Here is a 21,990-nt window from a genome sequence, read left to right as displayed (position 1 = left end):
TATGCGGGAAACGGCCGATCGTGGTCCGGTGGCGATCGTCGGTGCGGACGGGCCGCTGGGAAGTGTGATCGATCGCGTCTGTGGGCAGCAGTCGGTGGCGGTGGTCGGCCGGGTCACTCGCAGAGGCTGGGTGATCGACGGGCCGCCCACGGTGGTCATCGACGTCGGCTCTGCCGAAAACCTGTGGGACAGTGCCGAATTCTGCCAGCGGTGGGGCAGCGCCCTGCTGTATTGCGCGGCGAACCCGGATCCCGGCGGATTCACCCGGCTGCGTGAATTGAGCGCAACCGTACCGGTCGGACTCGCCACGACCCTGGCCCGACGCGATACCGGGCTCGAGTTGCTGGCCGCGCAATTGCTCGGTGTCGCCGGGGAACTCGCGTCGGCGGTCCCCGGCTGGTATCCGATGGCGGATCGGTTCTTCGCGGCGAACTAGTCGGCGGGTGCGACGCGTTCGGATTCCAGCTGCCGCCGCAATAATTTCCCGGTCGCGTTGCGCGGCAGTTCGTCGACGAAGACGATATCGCGCGGAACCTTGTGGCGGGCCAGATTCGCCTTGACGTAGTCGCGGATCTGCTCGGCGTCCACGTCGGCTCCGCCGGCGCGAACGACGAAGGCGCGCAGCCGCTTTCCGAAGTCGCGGTCGTCCACGCCGACCACCGCGGCCTCCGCGACGTCGGCCCGGCTCACCAGCAGGTTCTCGACCTCGAGAGGGTAGACGTTCTCACCGCCGGAGACGATCATGTCGTCGTCGCGGCCGTCGACGAACAGCCGGCCGTCGGCGTCGAAATGCCCGACGTCGCCGCTGCACAACAACCCGTCGACGATCTCCTTGTGCTGCCCGTCGGTATATCCGGTGAAGCTGAGGCCGCTGGAGACAAAAATCGTGCCCACCACACCGGGGGTGGTCACCGGATTGCGGTCGGAGTCGTAGATCGCGACCCGGCATCCGACCGGCGGCCGGCCGACCGTTCCCGGCGCCTCGCGCATATCCCGCGGTGTCGCCACCGCCGCCACCGCGACCTCGGTAGAGGCGTACAGGTTGTAGAGCACGTCGCCGAAGACGTCCGCGGTGCGGCGGCTCAGATCCGGTGAGATGGACGAACCGGCGGCGAAGATCACCTCGAGCGACGACGTGTCGTACTGCCGCAACACCGACTCGTCGAGATCGACGATGCGCTGCAACATCGTCGGCACCAGCACGAGGGTCGCGGCGCCGTATTCGGCCACCGCGGCGAGCGTGCGAACCGGATCGAACTTGCGCTGTCGGAAGACGATTCGATTACCCAGCGCCCAGCCCAGTGTGCACTGGGACAGCCCGGTCCCGTGAAAGATCGGCGCGGCCATCACCATCGTGGCATCGCGCGGCAGCGGTATCCGGTCGAGGAATTGGGCCGACTGCAGCGGGGAAACCTTGTCTCGCGGAGCGCCTTTCGGTGTTCCGGTGGTCCCGCTGGTGAGAATCACGAGTCCACCGGGGCGCGGCGGCGCCGGTACCGGGTCGGTGGAATGCGGCCCGGCCTGCGCATAGATGGTGGTGAGGGCGGAGGTCTCGTCGTCGTCCCAGGTGAGCAGCCGGGGGATGCCGGCCGGAACGGCGCGGGCGCGCTCGACGAATTCGCTGTCCAGGAGCAGAGCCTCGATCTTCTCGCGGGCGACGACCTCGGCGAGTTGCGGGCCCGCGGACCCGGTGTTCAGCAGCACCACCCGGGCGCCCAGCTTGCCCGCGGCCAGCAGGCTCAGAACCATGCCGCGGTGATCGCGGCACAGCACGGCGAGCACGGATCCCGGCCCGAAACCGCGCGCGGCGAGCCCGCGGGTGAGTGCGTTGGATTCTCGGTCGAGGTCGTCGAAGGTGAGGGTGCCCCGTTCGTCGACCAATGCCGGCGCCGTCGGATCGCGGCGCGCGGCGTGGGCGAGCACGGTGACGAAGGGGCCGTAGGTTCCGGCGTCGCGCGCGGTGCGCACGATATCGAGCGGATGCCACGGGTCGAACATGCCGCGCCGCCGCAACACCGACGCGGCGGCGAACGCGTCACCGACGGACCGGACCAGCTCGCTCGCAGAACTCGACAGCACCACACAGACCTCGATCCCAGCTCGGCCGGCGAGCCCTTCCATATCGTGTCGCCGGATAGACTCAGAATATACATTCACATATTGCGGGCTGCCCCGGTTCCGGGGGCATTGCCGTCGACCTTCGGATGGTGAGAAGATGAGACGTCTTATGTCTCAGTGATCCACGGAGTGATACGTATGAATCGAGCCGCCCGAACCGCCGCCGCGGCCCCGACGCCGGATGCCGGACTCGCCCACCGGCGGCAGTACATGGCCGGTCCCGCGGCATTGCTGGGCGGCCCGGCGAATGTCGTGATGCAACTCGGTTTGCCGCCGGTCGGCCGCGGAGTTGTCGAAAGTACCGTGGAGAGCGGCCAATACGCGCGGCATCCGCGCAAGCGCGGTCGCACCACGCTGACCTATCTGGCGGTGGCCATGCTCGGGACCGAAGACGACCGTGCCGCCTACCGTGCCGCTGTGGACACCTCGCATCGGCAGGTGCGTTCGCGTCCCGGCAGCCCGGTCCGCTACAACGCCTTCGACCCGCAACTCCAGCTCTGGGTGGCCGCCTGCATCTATCGTGGCGTCGACGATTCGACCCGGTTCTTCTACGGAAGAATCGACGATAACTTGGCGGAGGAGTTCTACCGTGAGTCCGCACGCTTCGGTACCACCTTGCAGATGCCGGAACGGCTGTGGCCGCCGGACCGGGCGGCCTTCGAGGAGTACTGGAACGCCAAGCTCGGCGAGATCTCGTTCGACGACGAGGTTCGCCGCTATCTGCTGGATCAGGTCATCGGCCTGGGGCCGTACAGCCGTGTCGAGCGAGTCGCCTTCGCGCGGTTCAATCGCTTCTTCACCACCGGCTTCCTTCCTCAGCAGTTCCGCGACGCGCTGGGGCTCGGATGGGGTCCGCGGCGGCAGCGCGCCTTCGAGATCGCGATGCGAACCATCGGAACGGTGCTGAAGCGCCTGCCCGAACACTGGCGCAGCTACCCGTTCGACGGGTACCTCGAGGATATGCGGCGGCGGCAGGCGCTCGGAAAATCGTTGGTGTAGAAGACGGTCAGGTCGGTCCGCCGTCCCCGCGAGAGGGATACCGTGGTTGTCATGCCTTTCCGCGTATACACGACAGCGAGTGGGCCGGACCGAGAACAGTCTTTCCCCGACCCGGAGGACAATTTCAAGTTCCTCGAGGGGGGAGTGCTGGCGGTTTACACGGCGGCGAAGTACACGTATTTCGCCCCCGGCTACTGGACGCACCTCGAAGAACACAAGCCCTGAACGTTCCCGGTCGGCGGACTCGGGTGCGTAGTCGAGGGCGGCCGGGCTGCTACCGCGCCGACAGCGCGGTGCGCAGTTTGGTGAGGAACCGGCTCAGGTGGGGGTCGGATTCAGGGATGGCGTCGTCATCGATGTCCCACCATCGCCCATCGGCGAATTCTCGTGGGTCTAGTGCGAAGGGACGTTCGCGGTCGCCGCGCACCACGTACCACAGCGAGACGTCGCGGTGTGGATGCGCTCCGACGGTCCGGGTGATGGTCAGAAACAGGGGGCGTTCGCCGACAACGGTGAACTCGGCCTGCGTTCCGAGTTCCTCGGCGGCCTCGCGTCGCGCTGTGTGCAAGGGGTTTTCGGCGGGGTCCACGTGACCGCCCATCGGCAGGTGCAGTCCGGACTTGCGATGCGCGCCGAGCAATACCGCGCGGGCATCCGGATCGACGACCACCACATACGAAACGAGGTGCTGCGGCGGTGTGGCGGGAGGTTCTCGCCGGAAGATGTCGTCGGTGTCGTCCAGCCAGGACAGCGTCTGGTCGAGGTGCTCCTGCTCCACCGGGTCCAGCGGCGTGATCGCCGCGACGATGTCCGCGACGACTGCGGTGGCCGGATGCATATGCCGACGATAGCGGCGGGTACCGACAACCGGCCGGAGTCGATCGGGGCTAGTGCGGGCGGAGGCGCAGTTGTGCGATGAGCGCCTTGTGATCGGCGCCGGGCAGGCGGAACGTGTCGACGGTGTCCGCGCGGCCGTCGGCGACCAGGATGTGGTCGATGCCGACCAGTGGTGGCCAGCGCTTGTCGGTGGGATAGGTGACGAGGTGGCCGGCGCCCTCCTGTTCGGCCGCGTCGTGGAACCGGCCCGAGAGCATCGCGCGGAATTGGGCATGGTCGAAGGTGGCGTTGAAATCGCCGCCGACGATCACCGGCCGATCCGCGGGCGAGCGGTCGAGAATGGTTCGCAGCCGGGACAATTCGTCGGCCCACAGGTGCGTTCCGGAGATCGGGGGCACCGGATGGAAGGCATAGACGGTGACCGGTCCGGCTCCCGGGACGGTCGCGGTCGCGGAGAGCTGGTTCAGGACGAATCCGTCGTATTCCACCGTGTCCGAGAGGGGATGGGCGCTCCAGATCCCGGTACCGGTGGCGGTCCGCCCGGGTGACAGATACCGATGCGGCAGCAACCGGTCCAGGCCCACGCCCTCGAGTGCGCGCACCGCGGCCGGAGTCAGTTCCTCCACGGTGAGGATGTCGACCTTGCGTTCGCGCACCTGCTCGATCAGCGCCTGCGGATCGGCGCCGTCGAACAGCAGATTGGCCTGCATCACCGTCACCGGCGTGCCGTGATCGCCGGGAGAGTGGCCGACATACAGCGGAGCTTGCGTCCAGATCGCCACGCCCGCAACGGCAATGGCGACCGCGACCCCGGCCCACCGCTTCGCGGCAGCGAACAGCGCCACTCCGGCCAGTGCGGCACACATCAGATACGGCGCGCCCGACGCCGCCAGAACCAGCCACCGGGACTCGGTTCGATTGAAATGCAGAGCCACACCGGCGGCGCCCACCACGGTCGCGACTGCGGCAAGCGATTCGAGCGCGATCCGCCCCCACGCCGCCCTCACGCGCCCGACCTCCGCACCCCGGATCCGGCGATCGCCCGCCGCGCGGCCTCGATCGTCGCCGGCGCATACCGCAGGCGGAACGCGGAGAGGTGAGGCCGTTCGGCCGTCGCCCGCGGAAGATCGTCGTGCTCGTCGCCGACTGTGGGCGTCCCGTGCGCGTACGGCTCGGGCGGGGGGAACGGCACGGCACTCCCATCGATCGATCGGCTCGCGGACGTGGTGAGTGTATTCATGCCTCGCGGACCGGTTTTCGGCCGTCGGCCGACGTAGCCGTGCCGTGCAGGACGTTGGCGACCAGGGTGGTGGCGAAGTGCTCGCCGAGGGGCAGGTTCGGCAGCAGCAGGCGGTGGTAGCAGGCGCCCCACAGCTGGTCCACGAGGATCTCCGAGTCGACATCGGCACGCAGTTGCCCGCGCTCCTGTGCGCGGCGCATGGCCTCCACGGCCAGCCGGCGGCGCGGTCCGGAATAGCGTTCCAGCAGGGCGGCGGACAGGTCCGGATCGGTTTGGGCCTGGCCGATGAGTTCGGCGATCACCCGCCCGGCGCGGGTGCGCGTGAGGACGTGGACGAACGAGCAGAGCTGCGCGGTCAGATCGGCCTCGATATCGCCGGTGTCGGGAAAGGTCAGGGCGGATTCGACGGCGTGGAAGTATCCGTCGAGTGCGAGCGCGCCCTTCGACGGCCACCACTTGTACAGCGTCGTCTTACTGACGCCGGCCTTCTCCGCGACCGCCTCGATGGTGAACGCGCCCATCCCCGACTCGAGCAGCAGCGCGCCGGCGGCGTCGAGCGCCTCGGCGCGCACTTCGGCGGCCGGACGGCGGCCACGGCCTCGTCGCGGGCGTGCCACGTCGTCTTGTTCCGGCATCCTCACCCTCCTTTTCCGAACGTTCTCAGCGTGACATATGGACGCAGCGTCCACAATCTGTTTATATGGACGCGGAGTTCATAAGTTTCGAGGAGGCATCATGGCCGAACACACGCGCGTCGCACTGGTGACGGGAGCCTCGGGCGGCATCGGTCGCGCCGTCGCCCGGCGCCTCGCCGCCGACGCGATGGCCGTCGGCGTGCACTACGCCGGCAACAAGGCCACGGCCGACGAGCTCGTGACCGAACTCGAAGGGCGCGGCGGCCAAGCCCTCGCGGTGGGCGGCGACGTGGCCGACGAACACGCGATGGCCGCCGTGTTCGACGCCGTCGAGGCCGCCTTCGGCGGGATCGATGTGGTCGTCGACACGGCCGGGATCATGACGCTGGGGCCGGTCGCAGACTTCGATCTCGACGCCCTGGATCGCATGCACCGCATCAACATTCGCGGCACCTTCGTGGTCGCCCAGCAGGCCGCGCGGCGCGTGCGCGCGGGTGGCGCCGTCATCACCTTCTCCACCTCGGTGACCCGCCTGGCGCCTCCCGGGTACGCCGCCTACGCCGCGAGCAAGGGGGCGGTCGAGGCGATGACCCTGATCCTGGCCCGCGAACTGCGAGGCCGCGACATCACCGTGAACGCGGTCGCCCCGGGCCCGACCGCCACGCCCCTGTTCCTCGACGGAAAGGATCAGGAGGCCGTCGACCGCCTCGCCGCGCAGTCTCCGCTGGAACGACTCGGCACGCCCGAGGACATCGCCGAAGCGGTCGCCTTCCTCGCGGGCCCCGGCCGCTGGATCAACGGCCAGGTTCTCTTCGCCAACGGCGCCATCGCCTGAGGCCCACCCAGCGGGAGGATTCGCCGGAAGGACCCGGCGTGCCGCCACACTCTTGCCATTCTGAGCGGCGGACTCGCCGGAGTGGAGGTGGGCGAATGGACGAGCCGGGTGCCGAGGCGCCGAGACTGCGCGAACTCGGTGCGGACCCGGACGCCGTGCTGCGGCTGATCCGATACTTCGACGGTTTCGACGAATCCGACGCCAACGCGGATGCGGTGGTCCGCGCCGCGGCGCTACTGGCCGAATGTCCGGCGGGGGCGAGGTGGCCGTCCGGCACCACGATTCGCTACGACGCGGCGGGGCGTCCGCTGCCGGCGGTGATGCCGCCGCCGGAGGTGATCGGCGAGCCGGCGGTGTGGCTGGAGCGGGCCGGCGCCGCGCACGCCCTCGACGCGGTCCTGGTGGATCGGCTGCGGCACTGTCTACGGGTGGTGGCGGTGCGCGGTTCGGTGGCGGGGCCGACGGGTCTGGACGATCCCGCGCTGCTGGAGCTGGTGTTGTCGGAGAAGCAGCGGCGCGAGGATCGCGTGCGGGCCATGCGCCTGCTCGGCATCGACCCGGCGCAGCCGATGCGGGTGCTCGCGGTATCGGGACCCGGTGCGGTGGAAGCGGTCCGGATCATCGGCGCCCGGGTGCGGCTGGTGCGTTCGGCGCCGATCGGCGCGACCACCGCGGTGCTGATCCAGGACCGGGAAGGCTGCCGGGAGCTGTCGGATGTGTTGAATTCGGCTGTGGTGCACAAATTTCCGGCGTCGCGCCGGGGTGCGTGCGGGCCGTGGGTGGGGATGGGGGAGCGGTTGCCGGCCTACGCGGCCGCCACGTCGTGGGAGCAGGCGCGGCGGGCGTTGCGTTTCGCCTCCTCGACCTGGCACGGGCGCCGGGTGGTCGCGTACGAACGGCTCGGGTCGCTGGTCCTGCTCGGTGAGCTTCCGGTGCAGCGACTGCTGGGCATCTCGGATGTGTTGCGGGTCAACGAGTTCGCTGCCACCGAGGCCGGTGCGCTCGCCGTCGACACGCTCGAGGCGTTCTGTGTCTTCGGATCGCTGCGCCGCACCGCCGCGGAACTGCATCTGCATCACAGCACCGTGGCCGCGCGCATCGCGCAGGTCGAGGCGGTGATGGGCTGGGATGTCGACGAGGCGCTCGACCGCTTCATGGCCGCGCTGGCGCTGATGGTGCGACGCATCGCCTTGTCCTCGGCCGAACTCGCCGCGGATCCGGAAGCGGCCGGGCGTACCGATCCGACGCGTGTCGGATGAATGCGGCCCATCCAGCGACGGGCGGCGGGTGATCCGGATCACTCGGTTCGGCCATGATCGGCAGCGACAGAAGGAGTTTCGACATGGCAGTCACCGGGCGCGTACGCCCCGCAGATCGGCATCCCCGTCGACGACACCGCGGCCGACTATCCGGTCGTATTCCGGCAGCTACTGCTGTGGCCCGTCGACGCGGAAGGACGGATCGTCGGTGAGGACTCGTATCACTCGGGTCCGGTCGAGATCCGCAAACTGAGTGTCGACGAATTGCCGGGCGAATACATCGAACTCGTGCACTCGAAGGCGTGAAACGGCCAGACTCGGCTGATGGAAGGCGATACGGAAATGACTGAACTCTCCCATGCGACCGCGGACGTGCGCCGCACGGATATCGCGACCATGCTGCTCGACCGGCTCGGAGACGAGCGGCTCGGACTGCGCACCCGTGATCGGGATTGGACCTGGGACGCGGTGGTCCGGGAATCGGCCGCCCGTGCGGAGCTGGCGCGCTCCCTGCGCCGCGACGGGCCCTTCCATATCGGGGTGCTGCTGGACAATGTTCCCGACTTCGTGTTCTGGCTGGGTGCGGCGGCGTTGGCGGGCGCCACGGTCGCCGGCCTGAATCCCACCCGCGGAGACGCTCAGCTGGCCTCGGATATCCGATACGTCGATTGCCAGTTGATCGTTACCGACGCGGCCGGGATGGCGCGACTGCACGAACTGGATCTCGACCTTCCCGGCGACCGGTATCTGCAGGTCGACGACCCCGGTTATGCCGCGCTCGTCCACGCCCATCGCGGCGAACCGGTGGCCGCGGGCGGCCCGGACGCGCTGATGCTGTTGCTGTTCACCTCCGGCACCACCGGAACCTCGAAAGCGGTGAAATGCAGTCAGCGCCGCCTGGCCATGATCGCGTACGCGGCGCGGGACAAATTCGGTCACGTGCGCGACGATGTCGACTACTGCTGTATGCCGCTGTTCCACGGCAATGCCATCATGGCGTTGTGGGCGCCCGCGCTGACGGTCGGCGCGACGGTATGTCTCACACCGAAATTCTCTGCCTCCCAATTCCTTCCCGATGTTCGATATTTCGGCGCGACCTTCTTCACCTACGTCGGCAAGGCGCTCGGATATCTGCTCGTCACGCCCGAATCACCGCAGGACGGCGACAACAGTCTGGTGCGCGGTTTCGGTACCGAGGCGTCGGTGGCCGATCAGGCCGAATTCCGGCGCCGGTTCGGCGCCGAATTGTTCGAGGGCTACGGTTCCAGTGAGGGCGCGACGCTGGCGGCGCTGGATCCGAATGCCCCGCCCGCCGCCCTCGGCCGTCCCGCGCATGCCGGTGTCGCGGTGGTGAATCCGGATACGCTGCGCGAATGTGTGCGTGCGGAACTCGACGAATACGGCCGGGTCCGCAATCCCGACGAGGCGATCGGCGAGATGATCGACAAAGCCGGCGCAGTGGCCTTCGAGGGCTATTACAAGAACGACGCCGCCGATGCCGAACGCATTCGCAACGGCTGGTACTGGACCGGAGATCTCGGCTACATCGATACCGAGGGATTCCTGTATTTCGCGGGCCGCAAGGGCGATTGGATTCGCGTCGACGGTGAAAATACCTCCGCCCTGATGATCGAACAGGTCCTGCGCCGCCATCCCGCGATCGTCGCGGCCGCCGTGTTCGGCGTCCCCGACCCGCGATCCGGTGACCAGGTCATGGCCGCCGTGGAGGTCGCCGACCCGGATTCGTTCGATGTGCGCGAATTCGCCGAATTCCTTACCGAGCAAAGGGATCTCGGCACGAAGGGTACCCCGCGACTGCTTCGGGTGTCGGCGAATTTGCCGGTCACCGGGTCCAACAAGGTTCTCAAGCGCCGACTGCAGGAGCAGGCGTGGCGCACCGACGATGCCGTCTATCGCTGGATCGGCCGCGGCGAACCCGCGTACGACCGCATGACGCCGGCGGACAAGCAGGCGTGGGAGGCCGAATTCGCGATCTACGGCCGGGAGCGCATGCTGTAGCGGCACGAGGCCCAGCAGCGGGCCCGCGGGTGCCGGAATTCCCTCGCACGTTCCCCGTGCTCGCCGGTAACTGGGCGGTTACTGTGAAGCTGCGGCATCGTCGCGCACGCGGTTCACGGTCGAAAGGGGTCGTGATGAACGGCATCGTGGTTGCGCTCGTCGGGGCTCTGCTCTGCTTCTACGGCATCAGATCGGTGCATCTGGGGATCCTGGCGATCGGATTCGGCATCGGGTGGCTGGTCGCGGATCTGTTCAATCCGTCGTTTCTGTGGTTGCTGCTGTTCGGAGCGATCGGCGCGCTCTCCTCGTGGGTGGTGACCTCGCTGGTCTTCCGTTTCGCGTCGTATGTCATCGGCGGGCTGACCGGCGCGATGGTCGGCGCCAAACTGGCGTCGGTGCTGCAACCGGGAGACAAGAACTGGGCGCTGAGCATGATCGTGATCCTGGCGGTCGGCGTGGCCGGCGGTTTCCTCGCCGACCGATTCCGGGCCCGGGCACTGCTGTGGCTGACCTCGATCGGTGGCGCGAGCATGGTGCTGAGCGGGATCGGTCGCACGAACGATCATCTGTCGTTCCTGCGGGCGCCGGATTCCACCTGGGAACAGATCTTCTCGGCGCTGGCCTGGATCGCGCTCTCGGCGGCGGGCTGGATCGTGCAGCGCCATCTGTTCGCCGAGAAACTCGGTATCGACCATCTCGCCGGTCGGCACAAGAACGACGGCGGCGCGGTCGCCACCGGGAAGTAGCTCGCACTTCATCCGATTCGGGTGAGGTGAGCCGGGTTCACCTGCGCGACAGTCATCGGCAACCCTGCTCGGAAGGAGTCGGAGATGACAACCTCGTCGCAGCACCGGGCGCCGGCCCACAGCCACCCCGTGCGGCAGGGCTTCGCCGCCGGGACCTCGATCGGCGCCGCGATCCTGCTCGTCACGGTCGGCATTCTGTCGATCCTGCAAGGGATTTCGGCCGTGGCCGACGACACCCTGTTCGTGGCCGGGCCCGATTACGTCTACAAGGTCGACCTCACCACGTGGGGCTGGGTCCACATCGGACTCGGGATCGTGCTCGTGGTGTGTGCGCTGGGCCTGATGACCGGAACCGCGTGGGGCCGCGGTGCGGCGATCGGCATCGCGGCCCTGTCGATCATCGCGAATTTCCTGTGGTTGCCCTGGTATCCGTGGTGGTCGCTGACCGTGATCGCCCTCGACATCGTCGTCATCTGGGCCGTCGCCACCTGGCGCCCGCAGATGTGATGCGCAGATGGGCGCTGTCATCGGCGATCTGCTGCCCCTGGCGGTCGGTGTCGCGATCTCGCCGATCCCGATCGTGGCCGCCATCCTGATCATTCTCTCGGCGAATGCCGCGCGGACCGGGACCGGCTTCGCGATCGGCTGGCTCCTCGGGATCGTCGTCGTCACCACGATCTTCGTGTTGTTGTCGGGAACGATGGCGGATTCGGAACACGAGCATCCGTCGACGGTGACCGCGTGGATCAAGATCGTGCTGGGCATCGTGCTGCTGGGTCTGGCCGCGAGGCAGTGGCGGTCTCGCTCGGAAACCGACGTTCCCGGGTGGATGCGTGCGATCGACACGTTGAGCGCGATGGGCGCGTTCGGTCTGGGCGCGATGCTCTCGGCGGTGAATCCGAAGAATCTGCTGTTGTGCATCTCGGCCGGGGTGGCCATCGGCACGAGTGGGATCGGCGGTGGCCGGCAGGTGATCGCGGTGGTGGTGTTCACGGTGATCGCGGCGGCCAGTGTGCTGGCGGTGGTGATCGGATATCTGGTGGCCGCCGATCGGCTGCGGGAACCGCTCGACAGCGCCCGGCGATGGTTGCAGGCCGACAACCACCTCGTGATGGCGATCGTGCTGCTGGTGATGGGTGCCGTCGTCCTGGGAAAAGGAATCGGCGGACTCTGACCGGTCAGCGCCGGCTGCGCCGGGTGAGCAGGCCCGCGACCCAGCCGACGAGGAACATGATCAGCAGCACCAGCCACATCGGCGACCGGATGGTGACGGTGAGGATGTTGATGTCGACGCGATGATGGTTCTGCGCGACGAAGATGACGGTCAGCACCGCCAGCACGATCGCCACCCACTGCCGCGCCGAAATGCGTGACAGCAGGGAAGGTTTCGCGGCTCGATCCATAGCGTCCTCCTGGTACTCGTCGGTGACACGATTGCCGAGGCGGCAGCGCCACATGCCGTCGAGCCGATGATCTCGGGTGCGAGGCGTGCGGGCTTCACCCGTAGGAGGTGATCTCCGCTCGGACCGGTGCGTGCATCGGGCGATGCGGCGGCGGCAGTCATGCTCACCCGTCTCGGGTGAGGTGATTTCCCGACGCCGCTGGCAGGGTCGCAGGCGAGTCGACACAACCACAGCCTTCGTGCGGATTGGGGTGCGTGCCATGAGCGGCCAGGGCGACGTTTCCGGCAGTGTGCGGACACAGAACGAGGAGGCGACCCGGGCGCTGCCCTTCGGGGACGAGCAGGATTTCGCGGACGCGCGGCGCGGGTTCATCGCGGCGCTGGAACCCGGAGTGGTCGAGAATGCGGCGGGCGATGTGGTGTGGGACAGCGACGGATACTCCTTTCTCGACGCGGAATGCTCGCCCACCGTGCATCCCAGCCTGTGGCGGCAGTCGAAATTGTGTGCCATTCAGGGTTTGTTCGAGGTGACCGAGGGGATCTATCAGATTCGCGGGCTCGATCTGTCGAATATGACCGTGGTCGAGGGCGATACCGGTGTCATCGTGATCGATCCGCTGATCTCGCTGGAAACCGCCGCCGCGGGACTCGCGCTCTATCGCACTCATCGCGGTGACCGGCCGGTGACGGGGGTGATCTATTCGCATTCGCATATCGATCACTTCGGCGGCGTCAAAGGCGTGACCACGGCGGACGATGTCGCCGCGGGTCGCTGCCCGATTCTGGCGCCGGCGGGATTCGTGGAACATGCGGTCGAGGAGAACGTCTACGCCGGCACCGCCATGGGCCGGCGCGCCGCCTATATGTACGGCGCGGCCCTGGCGCGCGGCCCGAAGGGCGCGGTCGGCGCCGGTTTGGGGCCGACGACCTCGACCGGAACCCCGACCCTGATCCCACCCACGATCGACATCACCCACACCGGGCAGACCGAGGTCGTCGACGGTGTGCGCATCGAATTCCAGATGACTCCGGGCACCGAGGCGCCGTCGGAGATGAATTTCTATTTTCCCGACCGGCGTGCATTGTGTATGGCGGAGAACGCGACACACACCTTGCACAATCTGCTGACGTTGCGCGGAGCTCTGGTGCGCGATCCGCATGTGTGGTCGAAATACTTGACCGAGTCGATCAATCGTTATGCCGCGCGGGCGGATGTGCTGTTCGCCTCGCACCATTGGCCGACGTGGGGCACCGAGAACCTCACGGAATTCCTTGCGCTGCAACGTGATCTGTACGGATATCTGCACGACCAGACATTGCGCGCGTTGAACAAGGGCGCCATCGGTATCGAAATCGCCGAAACCATCGAATTGCCCCCGGCCGTCGCCGCGGCCTGGCATGCGCGCGGATACTACGGTTCGGTCAGCCACAACGTGAAGGCGATATACCAGCGCTACATGGGATGGTTCGAAGGTAATCCGGCCACCCTGTGGGAGCATCCGCCGACCGAATCGGCGAAGCGGCACGTCGACTACATGGGCGGTGTCGAGCAGGTGCTGAACAAGGCGCGCGACTCGTTCGCTGCCGGCGATTTCCGTTGGGTCGCACAGGTTCTGAACTACGTGGTCTTCGCCGAACCGGACAACCGCGAGGCGCGGGAGCTGCAGGCCGACACGTTCGAACAACTCGGCTACGGCGCGGAGAACGGTACCTGGCGCAACTTCTTCCTGATGGGCGCCTACGAATTGCGCCACGGATCGGTCGGTACACCGACCGCCTCGGACGCACCCGACATCGCGGCCGCGCTCACGGTGGAACAGCTTTTCGACGCCATCGCGCTGCGGATCGACGGTCCCAAGGCCTGGTCGGCCGCCATCACCATCGACTGGAACGTCTCCGACCGGAATCTCGTGCACCGCACCCAGCTGCGCAACGGCGTCCTCGTCCACTTCGACGCGAGCACGGATATGCCCACCCCGGACGCCGCATTCACCCTGTCCGACGCCGATCTGCACGCGGCCCTGCTCGGTGCGAAGGATATGCGGCAGCTGATCGCCGACGGCGCGGTCACCGTCGAGGGCGACGTGTCGAAGCTGATCGAACTGGTCGGATATCTCGACGCGCCCGATCCCGACTTCGCCATCGTGACGCCCTAGGCCGGTGAGGGGTCCGGCGTAGCCGGACCGTCACAGCTGATCGAGATCGCGAGTTGCCGGTCCCTCCAGCAGTTTTCCGTCGTGGGTGAATCGCGAGCCGTGCAGCGGGCAATCCCACGAACGCTCGGCGTCGTTCCAGTTGAGGATGCCGTGCAGATGTGGGCAGATCGGTGAGACGGCCGAAGTGGTGCCGTCGACGGTGCAGACTCCGGCGGGCCGGATTCCGCGGCGCTCCACTCTGCCCTCGCCCTCGGCGGGGGTATCGCCACCGCCGAAGGCCGCGCTCAGCCAGCCGGTCGTCAGATGCCGTGCGACTTGGAGATTCATCGACGCGGCCTTCACCAGCCCGGTCACTTCGCTGCCGCGCCAGGTGCGATACGCCTGCGCCCACGGCTGATGGCCGCCGAGCACGGTGCCGGCCAGCGCGAGGGCCGCCGCCACCGCATTGGTCATTCCCCATTTCGCGTAGCCGCTGGCGACGAGGATGTGATCGCTGCCCGGCAGCAGCGGTCCGGCGTAGGGCAGTTCGTCGATGGCCGAATAGTCCTGGGCCGACCAGCGGTGGGTCAGCTCGGCGTCGGGGAAGTGGGTGCGCGTCCAGGTATACATGTCGGCGACGTGCGCCTTCTCCGAGCGGGTGCGGCCGACGACGTGCCCGCTGCCGCCGACGAGCAGCAGATCCTCCCCGTCGTGCGGGGCGTACCGCAGCGACCGCGTGGGCTGGTCGGCGGACAGGTACATGTCGTGCGGGAATACGCCGGGCACCCGGAACGCGGCCGCGTAGGAGCGGTGCGGCTCCAGTCGCGCGAAGTACCCGCCGCGATCGAGAATCGGTGTGCCCGTGGCCAGCACGACGGTTCCGGCGCGGATATCGCCGCGGTCGGTCGACACCGTATCGCCGTGGACGGCGTGCACGCGGGTGTGTTCGAAGATCGTCGCACCGTGCCGGCAGGCCTGCAGGGTCAGTCCCTCGAGGACGTCCATCGGATCGAACTGCGCCTGGTCCGCCAGTCGCACGGCGCCGTAGGTGGGGAACGGCAGGGCGGTGTCGTCGGACCACGCGACGTCGAGACCGGCTCGCTCACAGGCGCGAAATTCCTTGCGCACCGAGTCGGTTCCCGCTTCGGTACCGGCGTAGGTGATCGCGTCGGCGCGCTGGGTGGCGATGTCGTTCTCGGCGCAGAACCGCAGCAGCCATTGCTGGCCCTCCAGATTCGCGTCGACGTATTTGCGCACCGTGGCCGTCGAATGCTTCGCGGTGATCGCCGAGAGGTGGGTGCCCTGCAGCAAGCTGAGCTTGCCGGTGGTGTTGCCGGTCGCGGCCGCGCCGATCGTGCGGCCCTCGAGGACCGCGACCGTGCGCCCGGCGCGCGCGAAGAGCAATGCGGTCACCAGACCGGTGAGCCCGGCGCCGACGACCACAACGTCGTACTCCCTGCCGGGATCCGGAGTCACCGGGACCGAGACGGGCGTTCGATCGAGCCACAGAGATGTCACCGAACCAGCCTCCTGTCGTTCCGCGCGCCTCGTCACCGCAGGTTGCCCTCTTTGTCCGGCGGCTCCGTCGGACCCGACCGGTGATTGTGGATCGTGCGGTACAGCACCACCGCCGCGACCAGGACGACCAAACCGGCGATCACCAGTAATTCCATACCGAGCCCTTACCCGGGATGGTCGTCTTCAACCCGGGTCATCGGATCCGCCGCAGCTCACCCGATCCGCCGCAGCGACAGGGCCAGGCGCGGGCACAGGCTCACCGCGTCGCGGGCCGCGGCGGCCGAACCGCTGTCGAGGACCGGATCGCGGTGGTCGCGGGTGAGCGGAAAGCCCCAGTCGTCGCGGGCGATGGCATGGGGCAGCAGTTCGCTGCACAGGCCGCGGCCGTCGCAGCGAGTCCAATCGATGTGCAGGCGCCAGGTGGGCCGATCGGGTGCGGTCACAGCGCGGCTCCCCGGGAACGGGCACGGCAGGAACCGAGCCGGTGGCGGTCGATTTCCTCGGCGAAGACGGCCAGGGCCGAACGTGCCAGGCGTGCGGTCCCGTCGGGGTGGTGGCAGGCGCCGCGACCGTCGACCAGATCGGCGACGCGGGCGACCTCCTGGGGCCGGGTGCGGCCGCGGGCCGCCAGATCGCCGACGGTGCGGGCCAGCTGCGGTAATCCGTTCCGGCACGGCCCGCACTGTCCGGCGCTCTGGGCGGCGAGGTACGCGATGATGTCCGCGGTGACCCGCAGCCCGCATTCGTCGTGGCGGAGTACGCGTACAACCCCGGCGCCGGGCGATGCGTGCCGGTGTCGCAGGGCTTTGCGGGACATCGCCGCGCCGGCCAGTGCGCTGCCCGGCAGCCAGGTGCCGTGGTACCCGCCGATCAGGACCGCCTGGACCTGTGCCGGATCGGTGCGCCCGAACCGCTGGATCAATTCGATCAGGCCGGTGCCGATCGGGATCTCCACGACGCCGGATGCGGTGGTGCCGGACAGGGTGACCAGCATGGTGCCGGGTTCGTCGGGGGTTCCGGCAGCACGGAACCAGGCCGGGCCGAATCGGGCCAGCAGTGCCAGATGCGCGAGCGTCTCCACGTTCTGCACCAGCGTCGGGCGGCCGTTCAGCCCGGATCGAGAGGTGCTCACCGGCTTGTCCCGCGGTATCGGTGCGCGACCGGCCAGCCGCTCCAGAACCGCGCTCTTCTCCCCGGCCAGGAAGCCGTCGGCGGCCGGGGTGAGATCCACGCGCCGCGTGTCGTAGCCGGTGGACTGCCGCTCGGCGAGGGCGTGCCGAATCGGGTCGAGCAGCCGCTCCGGTGCGTACAGGTGGCATCGCCGCGCCCCCACGGCGGCGGCCGCCACGGACAGTCCGTCGAGCACCAGATGCGGTGCGCGCCAAAGCAATACCGCGTCCTTGTCGCTGGCCGGCTCGCCCTCGGCGCCGTTGGCGACCACGACGGCGCCCCGGCCGTCGGCCACCGCCGCGAGTTTGCGCGCCACCGGGAAGCCCGCGCCCCCGCGACCGGTGAGTCCGGCAGCAGCCACGACGTCGATGAACTCGCCGCCGACCGCACGGGCGGGGCCATAGGAGGCCGCATGCGCGGAAAGGCTGGAATCGCCGGCCGCCAGCAATCGGTCGGTGCCGGCCGGGGCGGGTGGAGTCGCGGGATTTCCGCTCAGTGTCGCCGTCATCGCCGGCTCCTTTCGGGGACTGTGGTGAATTCGGTGAAACCGCGGCTGAACCGCCAGACGCCGGCGGTGGCGACGGCGAGAACGCACGCGCCGACGAGGACGAGCATCCAGATCCGGTCGACGTCACTTCCCGATCCGAGCGTGTGGATCAGGGCCACCGGCCACAGTGGGTACACCGACCAGTGCACCAGGCGGAAGACGGTGGGGCCCAGCCGATGTCGCAGCAGCGCGGTGATCACGACGACGGCCAGCAGGTCGACGGCCAGGGTGCCGAAACCCACCCACAGCGGCCGATAGCCGCCGGTGAACGGCACCACCACGGTCAGCAGCCGCAACTGGGCGTACGGATCGAGGAGCATCGCCAGCACGTGCAGCGCGACGAATGCCGTCGCCGACAGTGCCGCGCCGCGGTGGAATTCGGCGAGGCCGGCGCGGGGAAGCAGGACGGCCCGCCCGGAGCGCGCGGCGATCCCGGCGACGGCCGCGACGGTCAGCAGAATCAGTGCCGTGATCCCGCCGACCCGGCCGAACGCCCACAATGCCTGGTCGAACGCAGAGGTATTCATCGAATTCCGTCCGGCTCGTCGGGCCAGCCGCCGAGGGGGAGGACTCGCCCGTGCCGGTCCACCAGCCGGGCCGGCAGCCCGGCGGAACGCAGCCACGGCAGTGCCGCACGCCCGCGCACGACCGCGGCGGTGGCGGCCGCATTGGCCGCGAGGCAGGAGTCGGCGGCCACCGACACCGTGCGCCAGACCGGCTCCGCGGCACACCCGGTGCGGGGATCGAGGATGTGGTGCAGCGGCCGTCCCCCGCGAATCCAGCGCCGCCGCACCGTACTCGAGGTGGCGATCGCCGCACCCGCGGGCAGTCGGACGAGGGCGGCGGGCTGGGTCGCATCGTCCTGGACGAGCACCTGCCAGTGCCCGTCGGGAGCGGGCCCGGCGGTGGCGATGTCGCCGCCCAGGCTCACCAGTACGCCGCAGTCGAGTTCGTCGGCGACCGTGCGCGCACACCGGTCGGCGGCCAGGGCCTTCGCCGTCGCGCCGAAGTCGAGCCGCACGCCGGCCGGCAGCGTCACCGACCGCGGCGACCGGATCACCTGCGACCAGTCGGGTCGCCGGGTGACGCTCAGCGGGACGACCGCCGGCCCGGCGGTGATCTGCGTGAAATCGCGGTCGTAGCCGAGGTTGTCGAGGTCGGCGCCGACCGTCGGATCGACGGCGCCGTCGGTGTCGCGAGCGACGGTCAGGGCGGCGTCGAGATATTCGTCGAACAACGCGCTGACGGTGACCGGGCGGCCGGGCGTCAGCATGCCGATTTCGGAATCTGCGCGAAAACGGTTGCAGGCGTTGTCGACTCGATTCAGGTGAGCGTCGACGAGGCGGCGCGCCCCGGCCAGGGCGGCCGGATCGGTGACGACGAGGCGAGCGGTGGTGCTCCACAGCTCCCATTCGGCTGCGGCGGTCTCCGCCGCGTGTGTCGAGGTCATGAGCCGCTCGAACGCGCGTGCGCGGTGCCCTGGCCAGGGCTCAGCTGGGGCACGGTGCCCGCAGTGCCGGAGGACTGATCGGTGCTCGCGCTGCCGGTGTTGTCGGTGATGCTGGTGTTGGTGGTCGCGGCGGACTGGTTGTCGGCGTATGCGACGACCGCCGCCGTCGTGGTGCCGACGGCGCCGACGGCCAGGAGTACCCCGGCCGCTGTCCGGCCGACGCGGCGGTTCGGATGTGACGTTCCCATATCGGTCACCTGCTCGTTCCGTGCTGTGCCGACGCGCGTCGGCCCTCTCTGAAAGGCCAGCATGCGGACCGAGGCTGGGTGTGAGCTGTGCGTGAGCAATGAGTTGCCGGGGCGGCGACCGTGAGTTGAAGATCAGCTGAAGCTGCGGCGATAGCTGTGCGGACTGACTCCGGTGGTGCGTTTGAACCGCTCGCGGAAGGCGGTGGGCGAACCGAATCCGACCTGGGCGCCGATGCGTTCGACCGAGTGGGTGGTGGATTCCAGCAGATGCTGGGCGCGGCGGATGCGGGCGCGATGCAGCCACTGCAGGGGCGTGGTGCCGGTGTGCTCGCGGAAGCGGCGAAGGAGGGTGCGGGTGCTGACTCCGGCGCGCGCGGCGATCTCGTCGAGGGTCATGTCGGCCGCGAGGTTGGTCTCGAGCCAGTTCAGCAGCGGCTCGAGGTCGCAGCCGCGCGGCGTGGGCGCGAAGCCGTGGACGATGAATTGGGCTTGTCCGCCTTCGCGTTCCAACGGCATCACCGAGAGCCGGGCGGTGTCCGCGGCCACCGCCGAACCGTAGTCGCGGCGGATCATGTGCAGGCACAGGTCCAGGGCCGCGGCGGCCCCGGCCGAGGTGAGGATCTGGCCGTTGTCGACGTAGAGCACATCCGGGTCCACCTCGATCGCCGGATACGCGGCCGCCAGCTCGGCGGCGGCGATCCAGTGCGTGGTGGCGCGCAGCCCGTCGAGCAGTCTGGTGGCGGCGAGCGGGAAGGTGCCCGAGCAGATCGAGGCGATGCGCGTGCCGTGCGCGGCCGCGGTGCGCAGCGCATCCCGGACGGCGGGCGAAATCGGTGCGGCCGGGTTCGCGGTGCCGGGCACCATGATGGTGTCGGCGTCCTCTAGTCCGGCCAGCCCCCAGGGAGCGCGCAAGGTGAAGGCGCCGGCGTCGACCTCGGGTTGTTCGGCGCAGACCCGGACCTGATAGCCGGGGCGGCCGTCGGGCAGCCGGGTCCGGGTGAAGGCCTCGATCGGGGCGGCGAGGTCGAACGAGACGACCCCTTCCAGGGCGAGGACGGCGACGGTGTGCATGGCCGGAACATACCTCGTCGCCACCTGTGCTGTTCGCCATGATGCTCCGGACATCGCCCTCTTCTCCCAGGTGATAGCGACTTTTTCGAGGTATGTCGTTTTCCCGTCGAAACCTGTCGAAAACGCCACTGGGAACCGCGTACCCGCCCGAATACCGTCAGGCCGTGCCCGGGCGGCCGGGCGGATTCGAAGGGATTCCCATGCATGCTCAGATCGTCCTGTTCGACGGGTTCGATCCGCTGGACGTCATCGCCCCCTACGAGGTGCTCTATGCCGGCGGGACCGCATCCGACGGTGCCGTGAGCGTCGAACTGGTCTCGGCGGAAGGGCCGCGGGAGGTGGTGAGCGGCACCGGCGGCCTGACCTTGCGCGCTACCGCGGCGCTCGATCCGGCGCGACCCGGTGTGGTGCTGGTCCCCGGCGCCTCGGGCCGCATCGGCGAGCCGGGGGAGATGCCGGATCAGGATGCCGGGGCCGCCGGCGAGTGGCGTCGCGACGAATCGATCCCGGTTCTGCTCGGCCGCACGCTGACCACCGGACTGCCCGAGCTGCTCCGCGCGGTGATGGCGAATCCGCGGATCACGGTTGCCGCCGTCTGCGGCGGGTCGCTGATACTCGCCATGGCCGGGCTGGTGGAGGGCGTCCGGCGACCACCCATCATCTGGGACTGGATCTGCTCGAGGCCACAGGCGTGCAAGCCGTGGACGCGCGCGTGGTCGACGACGGCGATCTCGTCACCGGCGCCGGCGTCACCTCCGGGCTCGACCTCGGGCTCCATCTGCTCGAACGCGAGGTCGGGCCGCGCGTCGCGCACGCGGTCGAGCGGCTGTTCGCCTACGAACGCCGCGGCATCGTCTGGCGTCGCCAGGGCCCCGTTCCCGTCACCGTCTGATCCGACCTGCTCACCCACGACACATCCGAGGAACAACTGCGTCATGTCCGCCGAAGGCATTTGGGACCTGTCCATCTCCACCCCGATCGGCAGGATTGCCGTCGAACTCGATATCCATCGCGAGAACGGCACCCTCGCCGGCACGGCAAGCGGTGCGGGCGAACGGGTTTCGCTGCACGACATCGTGCTCGACGGTGATCGGCTCACCTGGAATCAGGCCGTCAGGAAACCGATGCGCCTGAATCTCGCCTTCGCGGTGACCGTCGAGGGCGACGCGCTCACCGGCACCGCCAAGGCGGGACGCCTGCCCGCGTCGAAGGTCACCGGCGTGCGCCGCGGTGGAGCGGAGCACATCCGGTGACGAAAGTGCTGCTGTCGCTGCATGTTCTGGCCGCGGTGATCGCGATCGGCCCGGTTGCCGTCGCTGCCAGTATGTTTCCCCCAGCCCTGCGCCGGGCCGCCGGATCGGTCGACATGAACGCGAATCTTCAAGTACTGCACCGCATTTGCCGGGTATACGCGGCCGTCGGGCTCGCGGTTCCGATCTTCGGGCTGGCCACCGGCGCCGCCCTGGGTGTACTCGGCACGGGATGGCTGATCACGTCGATCGCCCTCACCGCTGCCGCCGCCGCGATCCTGGGCACGATGATCCTGCCCGACCAACGCGCCGCGCTCACGACCGTGGCAGCCGGCCGCGTCGATGCCACGGCCGCGCGCCTGGCCATGTCGGCCGGAATCTTCAACCTGCTGTGGGCGATCGTCGCGGTGCTGATGGTCGTACGCCCGGGATCGACCACCGGCGTCTGAATTGTCGGCGTGTCCGGTCGCGACACGACGACGATCGCGCCGGGTCGGTGCATTGCGAGGCC

At 68.8% G+C, this 21,990-nt stretch carries 25 protein-coding genes and 1 pseudogene; 13 read left to right on the top strand and 13 right to left on the bottom strand.

Translation table 11 applies throughout. The features are described 5' to 3' along the window. Position 1 precedes the first annotated feature (1 nt). On the top strand, positions 2–436 hold the full coding sequence (locus ACPCUW_RS09350) for a hypothetical protein (protein ID WP_423424332.1): 435 nt from the start codon (positions 2–4) through the stop codon (positions 434–436). Here ACPCUW_RS09350 and ACPCUW_RS09345 read toward each other — a convergent pair. Next, positions 433–2,121, bottom strand: a complete 1,689-nt coding sequence (locus ACPCUW_RS09345) for an acyl-CoA synthetase (RefSeq protein ID WP_423424331.1) — start codon at positions 2,119–2,121, stop codon at positions 433–435. The two genes, ACPCUW_RS09350 and ACPCUW_RS09345, sit on opposite strands and share 4 nt — an antisense overlap. A gap of 135 nt (positions 2,122–2,256) precedes the next feature. Between ACPCUW_RS09345 and ACPCUW_RS09340 the strand changes: the two genes are divergently transcribed. Both ACPCUW_RS09340 and ACPCUW_RS09335 read left to right on the top strand, forming a co-directional pair. Further along, complete coding sequence (locus ACPCUW_RS09340) at positions 2,257–3,117, top strand: oxygenase MpaB family protein (protein WP_423424330.1); 861 nt, start codon at positions 2,257–2,259, stop codon at positions 3,115–3,117. A gap of 51 nt (positions 3,118–3,168) precedes the next feature. Then, a complete protein-coding gene (locus ACPCUW_RS09335) occupies positions 3,169–3,342 on the top strand; it encodes a hypothetical protein (RefSeq protein WP_156055502.1) in 174 nt (57 codons plus the stop codon). 49 nt (positions 3,343–3,391) lie between these two features. Here ACPCUW_RS09335 and ACPCUW_RS09330 read toward each other — a convergent pair whose 3' ends face one another. From ACPCUW_RS09330 to ACPCUW_RS09320, 3 genes are all read right to left on the bottom strand, one after another. Continuing rightward, positions 3,392–3,955: an NUDIX hydrolase gene (locus ACPCUW_RS09330; RefSeq protein ID WP_423424329.1), complete on the bottom strand. Its 564-nt coding sequence runs from the start codon at positions 3,953–3,955 to the stop codon at positions 3,392–3,394. Positions 3,956–4,004: 49 nt separating this feature from the next. Further along, entirely contained in the window at positions 4,005–4,961 is a 957-nt protein-coding gene (locus ACPCUW_RS09325) for an endonuclease/exonuclease/phosphatase family protein (RefSeq protein WP_423424328.1), read from the bottom strand. A gap of 229 nt (positions 4,962–5,190) precedes the next feature. Beyond that, complete coding sequence (locus ACPCUW_RS09320; protein WP_423424494.1) at positions 5,191–5,766, bottom strand: TetR/AcrR family transcriptional regulator; 576 nt, start codon at positions 5,764–5,766, stop codon at positions 5,191–5,193. 163 nt (positions 5,767–5,929) lie between these two features. Between ACPCUW_RS09320 and ACPCUW_RS09315 the strand changes: the two genes are divergently transcribed. From ACPCUW_RS09315 to ACPCUW_RS09290, 6 genes are all read left to right on the top strand, one after another. Then, complete coding sequence (locus ACPCUW_RS09315) at positions 5,930–6,664, top strand: SDR family oxidoreductase (protein ID WP_423424327.1); 735 nt, start codon at positions 5,930–5,932, stop codon at positions 6,662–6,664. 95 nt (positions 6,665–6,759) lie between these two features. Next, positions 6,760–7,923, top strand: a complete 1,164-nt coding sequence (locus ACPCUW_RS09310; protein ID WP_423424326.1) for a PucR family transcriptional regulator — start codon at positions 6,760–6,762, stop codon at positions 7,921–7,923. A 342-nt stretch (positions 7,924–8,265) separates the two neighbouring features. Continuing rightward, positions 8,266–9,942: an AMP-binding protein gene (locus ACPCUW_RS09305; RefSeq protein WP_423424325.1), complete on the top strand. Its 1,677-nt coding sequence runs from the start codon at positions 8,266–8,268 to the stop codon at positions 9,940–9,942. Between the two features lie 134 nt (positions 9,943–10,076). Then, positions 10,077–10,688, top strand: coding sequence for a hypothetical protein (locus ACPCUW_RS09300; RefSeq protein WP_063012756.1), 612 nt, complete (start codon positions 10,077–10,079; stop codon positions 10,686–10,688). An 84-nt stretch (positions 10,689–10,772) separates the two neighbouring features. Then, on the top strand, positions 10,773–11,195 hold the full coding sequence (locus tag ACPCUW_RS09295) for a DUF7144 family membrane protein (protein ID WP_030513772.1): 423 nt from the start codon (positions 10,773–10,775) through the stop codon (positions 11,193–11,195). Between the two features lie 7 nt (positions 11,196–11,202). Continuing rightward, positions 11,203–11,862 (top strand): GAP family protein, encoded by a 660-nt coding sequence (locus tag ACPCUW_RS09290; RefSeq protein ID WP_423424324.1) that lies wholly within the window; start codon positions 11,203–11,205, stop codon positions 11,860–11,862. A 4-nt stretch (positions 11,863–11,866) separates the two neighbouring features. Here ACPCUW_RS09290 and ACPCUW_RS09285 read toward each other — a convergent pair whose 3' ends face one another. Beyond that, positions 11,867–12,091, bottom strand: coding sequence for a lipopolysaccharide assembly protein LapA domain-containing protein (locus ACPCUW_RS09285; protein ID WP_030513774.1), 225 nt, complete (start codon positions 12,089–12,091; stop codon positions 11,867–11,869). A gap of 259 nt (positions 12,092–12,350) precedes the next feature. Between ACPCUW_RS09285 and ACPCUW_RS09280 the strand changes: the two genes are divergently transcribed. Next, on the top strand, positions 12,351–14,246 hold the full coding sequence (locus tag ACPCUW_RS09280) for an alkyl/aryl-sulfatase (RefSeq protein ID WP_423424323.1): 1,896 nt from the start codon (positions 12,351–12,353) through the stop codon (positions 14,244–14,246). A 30-nt stretch (positions 14,247–14,276) separates the two neighbouring features. Here ACPCUW_RS09280 and ACPCUW_RS09275 read toward each other — a convergent pair whose 3' ends face one another. The 8 genes from ACPCUW_RS09275 to ACPCUW_RS09240 form a co-directional block, all read right to left on the bottom strand. After that, positions 14,277–15,743 carry an FAD-dependent oxidoreductase gene (locus ACPCUW_RS09275; RefSeq protein ID WP_423424322.1) on the bottom strand — a complete coding sequence of 489 codons (1,467 nt, stop codon included), beginning with the start codon at positions 15,741–15,743 and terminating at the stop codon, positions 14,277–14,279. A 32-nt stretch (positions 15,744–15,775) separates the two neighbouring features. Then, positions 15,776–15,898: a hypothetical protein gene (locus tag ACPCUW_RS09270; RefSeq protein ID WP_255359447.1), complete on the bottom strand. Its 123-nt coding sequence runs from the start codon at positions 15,896–15,898 to the stop codon at positions 15,776–15,778. Between the two features lie 57 nt (positions 15,899–15,955). After that, entirely contained in the window at positions 15,956–16,186 is a 231-nt protein-coding gene (locus ACPCUW_RS09265) for a ferredoxin (protein WP_030513777.1), read from the bottom strand. Next, positions 16,183–17,421 carry an NADH-ubiquinone oxidoreductase-F iron-sulfur binding region domain-containing protein gene (locus ACPCUW_RS09260; RefSeq protein WP_423424321.1) on the bottom strand — a complete coding sequence of 413 codons (1,239 nt, stop codon included), beginning with the start codon at positions 17,419–17,421 and terminating at the stop codon, positions 16,183–16,185. The genes ACPCUW_RS09265 and ACPCUW_RS09260 overlap by 4 nt, the downstream gene beginning before the upstream one ends. After that, positions 17,418–17,987 carry a ferric reductase-like transmembrane domain-containing protein gene (locus ACPCUW_RS09255; protein ID WP_423424320.1) on the bottom strand — a complete coding sequence of 190 codons (570 nt, stop codon included), beginning with the start codon at positions 17,985–17,987 and terminating at the stop codon, positions 17,418–17,420. Before ACPCUW_RS09255 ends, ACPCUW_RS09260 begins: the two co-directional genes overlap by 4 nt. Next, positions 17,984–18,910 carry an FAD:protein FMN transferase gene (locus ACPCUW_RS09250; protein WP_423424319.1) on the bottom strand — a complete coding sequence of 309 codons (927 nt, stop codon included), beginning with the start codon at positions 18,908–18,910 and terminating at the stop codon, positions 17,984–17,986. Before ACPCUW_RS09250 ends, ACPCUW_RS09255 begins: the two co-directional genes overlap by 4 nt. Continuing rightward, complete coding sequence (locus ACPCUW_RS09245) at positions 18,907–19,158, bottom strand: hypothetical protein (RefSeq protein ID WP_146098670.1); 252 nt, start codon at positions 19,156–19,158, stop codon at positions 18,907–18,909. Before ACPCUW_RS09245 ends, ACPCUW_RS09250 begins: the two co-directional genes overlap by 4 nt. 132 nt (positions 19,159–19,290) lie before the next feature. Beyond that, on the bottom strand, positions 19,291–20,229 hold the full coding sequence (locus ACPCUW_RS09240) for a GlxA family transcriptional regulator (protein WP_423424318.1): 939 nt from the start codon (positions 20,227–20,229) through the stop codon (positions 19,291–19,293). A 200-nt stretch (positions 20,230–20,429) separates the two neighbouring features. Here ACPCUW_RS09240 and ACPCUW_RS09235 point away from each other — a divergent pair. The 3 genes and pseudogenes from ACPCUW_RS09235 (at position 20,430) to ACPCUW_RS09225 (ending at position 21,928) form a co-directional block, all read left to right on the top strand. Continuing rightward, positions 20,430–21,121, top strand: a pseudogene (locus ACPCUW_RS09235) (DJ-1/PfpI family protein). Between the two features lie 43 nt (positions 21,122–21,164). Beyond that, a complete protein-coding gene (locus tag ACPCUW_RS09230) occupies positions 21,165–21,482 on the top strand; it encodes a hypothetical protein (protein ID WP_064901290.1) in 318 nt (105 codons plus the stop codon). Next, on the top strand, positions 21,479–21,928 hold the full coding sequence (locus ACPCUW_RS09225; RefSeq protein WP_423424317.1) for a hypothetical protein: 450 nt from the start codon (positions 21,479–21,481) through the stop codon (positions 21,926–21,928). The genes ACPCUW_RS09230 and ACPCUW_RS09225 overlap by 4 nt, the downstream gene beginning before the upstream one ends. Positions 21,929–21,990: the final 62 nt, after the last annotated feature.

Source organism: Nocardia sp. AB354, assembly GCF_049538315.1.
GTDB classification, from domain to species: Bacteria; Actinomycetota; Actinomycetes; order Mycobacteriales; family Mycobacteriaceae; genus Nocardia; species Nocardia nova.
The sequence above is the reverse complement of the archived record's forward strand: the minus strand, read 5'-3'. Positions and strand labels throughout refer to the sequence as shown.